This window comes from Streptomyces sp. 15-116A, from assembly GCF_025290915.1.
In the GTDB taxonomy this organism is placed as follows: domain Bacteria; phylum Actinomycetota; class Actinomycetes; order Streptomycetales; family Streptomycetaceae; genus Streptomyces.
This window is the reverse complement of record NZ_JAOCQE010000319.1, coordinates 1-6516: the sequence shown is the minus strand read 5'-3', so window position 1 is coordinate 6516 and position 6516 is coordinate 1. Positions and strand designations below refer to the sequence as shown.

The window sequence follows — 6516 nt, the reverse complement described above, 5'->3', positions numbered from 1 at the left end:
GCCGGCGGCGCTCAGCGGGTGGTGGTGAGGCCGTGGCCGTAGGGGTACACGCGCGCTCGCGCGATGCCGTTCGAGGCGTCGAGGCCCGGCAGGGTGTGCAGCGCGCTCCCGCCGCCGGACTCGGCCCGGCGGCGGGGAACCGTGGGATGGTGAGGCGCCGTTCGTCAGGTGTGGGTCTGCCGGTGGGCGCGGATGATCTCCGCGTACCGCAGGCCGCTGGTCTTGATCGTGCGGGTCTGCGTCGCGTAGTCGACGTGGACGAGGCCGAAGCGCTTGTCGTAGCCGTACGCCCACTCGAAGTTGTCCAGCAGGGACCAGGCGTAGTAGCCCGCGAGCGGCACGCCCTTGCGTACGGCGCGGGCGCAGGCGCCCAGATGCTGCTCCAGATAGTGGGTGCGCCCGGGGTCGTGGACGCTGCCGTCCGGCGCGACGGTGTCCGGGAAGGCGGAGCCGTTCTCGGTGACGTACAGCGTGCGCACGCCGTACTCCTCGGTCAGCCGCAGCAGCAGGGTCTCCAGGCCGTCCGCGTCGATCTGCCAGTCCATGCCGGTGCGGGGCACATCGGGCAGCCGGACCTCACGGGCGTGGGGCACGGGGCCCTCGGGGTCGTCCGTCACGGTCGCCGGGAAGTAGTAGTTGAGCCCGTGCCAGTCCAGCGGGACGGCGATGGTCTCGAGGTCCCCGGGGCGTTCGGGGAGTTCCACCCCGTACAGCTCGCGCATGTCGGTGGGGAAGCCGCGGCCGTAGACGGGGTCCAGCCACCAGCGGTTGGTGTGGCCGTCCATCCGGGCGGCGGCCGCCACGTCCTCCGGGCGGGTGGAGGCGGCCTCGACCGTGGAGTGGTTGGTGACCAGGCCGACCTGCGCGCCGGGTGCCGCCGCGCGGATCGCCTGGGTGCCGAGGCCGTGGGCGAGCAGGAGGTGGTAGGCGGCGTTGACGGCGGCGGTGAGGTCGGTCAGGCCGGGCGCCATCCGTCCTTCGAGGTGGCCGATCCAGGCCGAGCACAGGGGTTCGTTGAGGGTCGCCCAGTGCGTGACACGGTCGCCGAGCCGGCCGGCGACCAGCGAGGCGTAGGCGGCGAAGTGCTCGGCGGTGTCCCGCACGGTCCAGCCGCCCCGGTCCTGGAGCACCTGTGGCAGGTCCCAGTGGTACAGGGTGACGTTGGGGGTGATGCCCGCCTCCAGGAGGGCGTCGGTCAGCCGGTCGTAGAAGTCGAGGCCGGGCCGGTTGACGGTCCCGTGTCCCGCGGGCAGGACGCGGGGCCAGGCGACGGACATGCGGTAGGCGCCGGTGCCCAGCCGCTTCATCAGCGCGACGTCCTCGGGCCAGCGGTGGTAGTGGTCGCAGGCCACGTCTCCGTGATCGCCGTTGTCGATCGTGCCGGGGGTGTGGGAGAACGTGTCCCAGATGGAGGGGGCCCGGCCGTCGTCGGCGACGGCGCCCTCGATCTGATAGGCGGAGGTGGCCGTGCCCCAGAGGAAGTCGGCGGGGAAGGCGGCGAGGTCGAGCGATTCGGACACAGAGAGCCTCTCTGGGATGGGACAGACGACGGCGGAGCGAGCCGGTTACTTGACGGCCCCGGCGGTGAGGCCGGCGACGAGGTAGCGCTGCAGGAGCAGGAAGCCGGCGACGACGGGCAGGCTGACGACGAGCGAGGCGGCCATGATCTGGTTCCAGTAGACGTCGTTCTGGGTGGAGTAGCCCTGCAGGCCGACGGCGAGGGTGCGGGTGGTGTCGTTGGTCATGACGGAGGCGAACAGGACCTCCCCCCAAGCCGTCATGAAGGCGTAGACGGCGACGGCGACGATGCCGGGGATCGCCGCGGGCACGATGACCCGGAACAGCGCGCCGAGCGGCCCGCAGCCGTCCACCTTGGCCGCCTCGTCGAGGTCCCTCGGCACCGAGTCGAAGTACCCGATCAGCATCCAGATGGAGAACGGCAGCGAGAACGTCAGATAGGTGAGGATGAGGCCGCCGCGGGAGCCGAACAGCGCGATGCCGGTGGCGTTGCCGATGTTGACGTAGATGAGGAACAGCGGCAGCAGGAACAGGATGCCCGGGAACATCTGCGTCGACAGCACGGTCACCGTGAAGACGCGCTTGCCGCGGAAGGAGTAGCGGCTGACCGCGTAGGCCGCGAACACGGCGATGGTGACGGAGCAGACGGTCGCCGCGCCGGCCACGATCAGCGAGTTCATGAAGTAGTCGGCCAGCGGGACCGTGTCCCAGATGTCGATGTAGGGGCGGACGGTGAGGCCCGAGGGGATCCACGCGAACGTGCCCGACACGTCCTGGAGCGGCTTCAGCGAGCTGGAGATCATCACGTAGACCGGCAGCAGCACGAAGGCGGTGAGGAGGGTCAGGAAGATCCTGCGGCTCCACAGGAAGGACCGCGGGGCGGCCATCGGGGAGCGGGGCCGGCGGACGGCGGGACTAGACATCGGCGGCCTTCCTTCCGCGGGAGGTGAGCCACAGGTAGACGCCGGTCACCACGAGCAGGAACAGCAGCAGGAGCACCGACATCGCGGAGCCCGTCCCGAAGTTCCAGGTCTGGAACGACGACTGGTAGATGTGGAGGGAGATCAGGTCCGCGGCCTCGGGCGCGGCCTTGCCGAACAGGACGAAGGGGGTGTTGAAGTCGTTGAACGTCCACAGGAACAGCACCAGCACGAGGACCTGGTTGACGGGGCGCAGCGCCGGCAGGGTGATGCGGCGGATCTGCTGCCAGACGCCCGCGCCGTCGAGGGCGGCCGCCTCGTAGAGGTCTTTGGGGATGTTCTGCAGTCCGGCCATGATGATGAGGAAGGCGAAGGGCCAGCCCTTCCACACCGAGACGACGAGCAGGGCGATGAAGCTGTTGTCGCCGATCAGCCAGAACGGGGCGCTGTCGGTGAGGCCGAGCTGGTCGTGCAGCACGTGGTTCACCAGCCCGTTGTCCCGCTGGAACATGAACGCCCAGGTGATGACGGCGGCGTAGACGGGCAGCGCGTACGGCACGAGGAAGAGGGTGCGCAGAAAGCCCCGGCCCCGGAACGACTCCTGCAGGAAGATCGCCGCGGCGGCGCCCAGCAGCCAGCACAGGCTCACCGACAGGACGGTGAACAGGCAGGTGGTGAAGAACGACCTCAGCAGCGCCTCGCCCACGGGGGCGTCGAAGTCCACCGAGAGCGCGTAGTTGTCGAAGCCGGCCCAGGGCGCGGTGCCCCAGTCGCGGATGTAGAACTGGGTCAGCTCCTTGAAGCTGACGACGATGCCGATCACCATCGGCACGAGGTGGACCAGCAGTTCGAGCAGCAGTGCGGGCAACAGCAGCAGATACGGCAGTCCGATGCGGCGCAGCCGCCCGGGGCGGCGCCTGCGCGGCGCCGCCCCGGGGTCGTTCTCGCGTGCCGTCCGCTCGCCTGCGCTCAGGGCAGCGGTGGTGGTCATCGTGGTGTCCGCGCTCACTTCTTGGGCATCTGCTGCTGGGCCTTCTCGAGCTTGGCCTTCACCGATGCGGTGGTCACCGGCCGGCCGGCGGCGGCGTCGGCGAAGAGCTCCTTGACGGCGGTGCCGACGACGGTCTCAAACTGTGACTCCTCGGGCACCTGCGGCAGCGCGGTGGCGCTGGTGGCGAGGGTGTCCCGGAGCACGGCGAGGGCCGGAGTGTTGAAGGCCGGGTCCTGCTGGGCGGACTTGACCGGCGGGATGGAGCCGTACGCCTTGTTCAGGATGACCTGCTCCTTGTCGCTGGTCATGAACTTGACGAACTTCTTGGCGCCGTCGATGTTCTTGGTGTTCTTGAAGACGGCCATGTTGATGCCGGCGACCATCGAGTTGGTGGCCTTGCCCTGACCGGGCGTGCCGGACTGCACCGGAGCGGGGGCCACGCCCCACTCGTCGTCGTTCATGCCCTGGGCCTTGAAGGTGGCCGAGGCGGTCTGCCAGAGCACCATGGCCGTCTTGTCCTTGGCGAAGTCGCTCAGGGACTGGTTCTGCGCGTACTCGGCGTTGCCCGGCGCGATGATCTTGTCCTTGGCCATCAGGTCGACGTACTGCTTCACCGCGGCGACGGCCCCGTCGGAGGTGAAGTCGGGCTTGCCGTCGGGGGTGAAGAAGTCCGCCCCGTGCTGCTTGCCCAGCACGAAGACCTGGTGGATGTTGTTCGACAGGTTGGAACCCTCGGCGCCGAGCGCCCACTTGCCGTCCTTGGAGAGCTTCTTGCCGGTCTCGACCAGCTCGTCCCAGGTGGCCGGCGGCTTCTCTATGCCGGCGTCGGCGAACATCTTCTTGTTGTAGTAGAGGGCGTACGCCATGGAGTACAGCGGCACGGCGGCGGGGTCCTGGCCGGGGGCGCCGGTGGAGCCGAGCGCGGACTCGACGAAGCGGTCCTTGCCGCCGATCGCGTCGAAGTTCTTCTGGTCCCAGGGCAGCAGGGCGCCGCTGGCCTGGAGCGACGCGCTCCACGTGTTGCCGATGTTCAGGACGTCGGGGCCCTGGCCCGAGGTGGTGGCGGTGAGGATGCGGTTGAGGAGGTCGGACCAGGGCACGACCTCCAGCTTCACCTTGATCCCGGTCTGCTCCTCGAACTTGTCGAGCTCCGGCTGGAGGACCTTCTTGTCGACCTCCAGGCTCGCTCCCTGGTTGGAGGCCCAGTAGGTCAGGGTCTTCGGCTGCTCGTTGGACCCTTCCGTGCCCGTCGATCCGCCGCCGCAGGCGGTCGCGGCGAGGACGAGCGAGAAAGTGGCGGCGCCGACGGCTGCGGCTCTGATTCTGCGCATGGGTCGAGAGGCCTTCCGGGAGTGACGGTGTCGCCCGCAAAGGGGGCGACCGGAACGCCCCGCGTTCCACTCCGAAGCCCCCCACGGCTTAATTTAGGATGTGAGTTAAACCGCAAGCGAAGGTCGCGTCAAGGGCCCGGTCCCAGGTACGTTGCGGTAGGCACTCCACCCAGAGGGGGCATGATGAAGGCGCGCGGCGGCCGTACAGTGCGTGACCTGCGGCGGGAGAACCGCACCGCGGTGTTGCAACGGTTGTATTTCGACGGCCCGTTGAGCCGGTTCTCGCTCGGCCCGGTCACCGGACTGAGTTCCGGGTCGGTGAGCAACGTCGTGTCCGAACTCGTCTCCGAGGGGCTCGTGGAGGAGGCCGGCAGCATCGACTCGTCCGGCGGCAGACCCCGGACACTGCTGCGGGTCCGCGCGCGCAGCGGCTACCTGATCGGGGTGGACGTCGGCGAGACCCGGGTCCGGGTCGAGCTGTTCGACCTGGCGCTCACCGAACTGGCGCGGGTGGAGCAGCCGCTCCAGGCCGCGGGGCCCCGCCGCACCGACCGGTACGACGTCGATGTCGTCGTGGGCCATCTGCGCGCGGGCATCCGGCAGGTGCTCGAACAGGCTGGCGTGGCACCGGAGTTGCTGCTCGGCGTCGGTGTCGGCGTGCCCGGCATCGTCGCCGTGGACCCCGAGGACGGGGCCGTCGTGCACGGTCAGACGATCGGCTGGGACGCCGTCCCCCTGGAGCGGCTGCTGCGCGCGTCCCGGCTGCTGCCCCGCACCGTGCCGTACTACATCGCCAACGGGGCCAGGACTCTCGGCCAGGCGGAGATGTGGTTCGGCGCCGGGCGGGGCGCGCAGAGCGCGGCGGTGGTCCTCTTCGGCTCCGGGGTCAGCGCCTGCGTGGTCACCGACGACACGCGCTCCGGGCGGGCCGTGGAGTGGGGGCACCTGACGGTGCGGGTCCAGGGCCGCCCGTGCCGCTGCGGGGCGCTGGGCTGCCTGGAGGCGTACGCGGGCGCCGAGGCGGTGCTCCAGCGGTGGGCCGAGGCGGGAGGGCGGCCGCCGTCGGACACGGACGAGGAGACGGCGCTGGCCGCCATGATCGCTGCCGCCTACCCGGCGCCGGACGCCACGGGCGGCCGGCCGGAACCGGACGCCACGGCGCGGCGCGTGCTGGAGGAGACCGCCGAGTACCTCGGTGCCGGGCTCTCCGACCTGATCAACCTCTTCCAGCCCGAGCGCATCCTGATCGGCGGCTGGGCCGGACTCCAGCTCGGCCGCAGCTTCCTGGACACCGTCGCGGCCCACGCCACCGCCTACTCCCTGCGCCATCCGGCCGGACGGGTCCGTATCGGCCTCGGCATGCTGGGCCCGGACGCCGTGACCGTCGGGGCCGCGAGCCTGCCGCTGGAGGCGTTCTTCGCCCGCGGCGGCAGACCGCACGACACCGAACCCGAGGGCCCGTCCCCCGCCTGGCGCACGGCCCTGCGGGCACGGGCGGCACAGTGAGCTCCGCGACGACCGAGGACCACCGGGGGCTGGCCGCGGGCGGCCGGGCAGCACGAGATCCTCGGACGGCCGTCAGATCAAGGCCCCTCGGACGCCCCGTCAGCACGAGGCCCCGCGGACGACCGAAGAGCGCCGGAAGCCGCAGGCAGCCCGCGCCCCCGCGGGAGCCAGGACGGCCGGGAAGCGCCGGGCGGAGGGCGCCCCAAGGCCGCGCGGAGCGCCAGGCTGGCGACGCGGCGGCCGGCGTTTC

Annotated in this window: 5 protein-coding genes; 1 reads left to right on the top strand and 4 read right to left on the bottom strand. The window is 70.8% G+C overall.

Features of this window, described 5'->3' with window-relative positions; genetic code table 11:
• Nucleotides 1-164: 164 nt before the first annotated feature.
• From N4P33_RS30955 to N4P33_RS30940, 4 genes are read right to left on the bottom strand one after another with little or no spacing between them, the layout of a single operon-like run.
• Nucleotides 165-1520, bottom strand: coding sequence for a GH1 family beta-glucosidase (locus tag N4P33_RS30955; protein ID WP_260830257.1), 1356 nt, complete (start codon nucleotides 1518-1520; stop codon nucleotides 165-167).
• 45 nt (nucleotides 1521-1565) lie between these two features.
• A complete protein-coding gene (locus tag N4P33_RS30950; RefSeq protein ID WP_260830259.1) occupies nucleotides 1566-2405 on the bottom strand; it encodes a carbohydrate ABC transporter permease in 840 nt (279 codons plus the stop codon).
• Nucleotides 2406-2433: 28 nt separating this feature from the next.
• The gene (locus N4P33_RS30945) at nucleotides 2434-3429 is read right to left on the bottom strand and encodes a carbohydrate ABC transporter permease (protein ID WP_260830256.1); all 996 of its coding nucleotides are present in this window, start codon (nucleotides 3427-3429) and stop codon (nucleotides 2434-2436) included.
• 14 nt (nucleotides 3430-3443) lie between these two features.
• Nucleotides 3444-4760 carry an extracellular solute-binding protein gene (locus N4P33_RS30940; protein WP_260830255.1) on the bottom strand — a complete coding sequence of 439 codons (1317 nt, stop codon included), beginning with the start codon at nucleotides 4758-4760 and terminating at the stop codon, nucleotides 3444-3446.
• A gap of 183 nt (nucleotides 4761-4943) precedes the next feature.
• Here N4P33_RS30940 and N4P33_RS30935 point away from each other — a divergent pair, with 183 nt between their 5' ends.
• Nucleotides 4944-6266, top strand: a complete 1323-nt coding sequence (locus N4P33_RS30935) for an ROK family protein (RefSeq protein WP_260830258.1) — start codon at nucleotides 4944-4946, stop codon at nucleotides 6264-6266.
• Nucleotides 6267-6516: the final 250 nt, after the last annotated feature.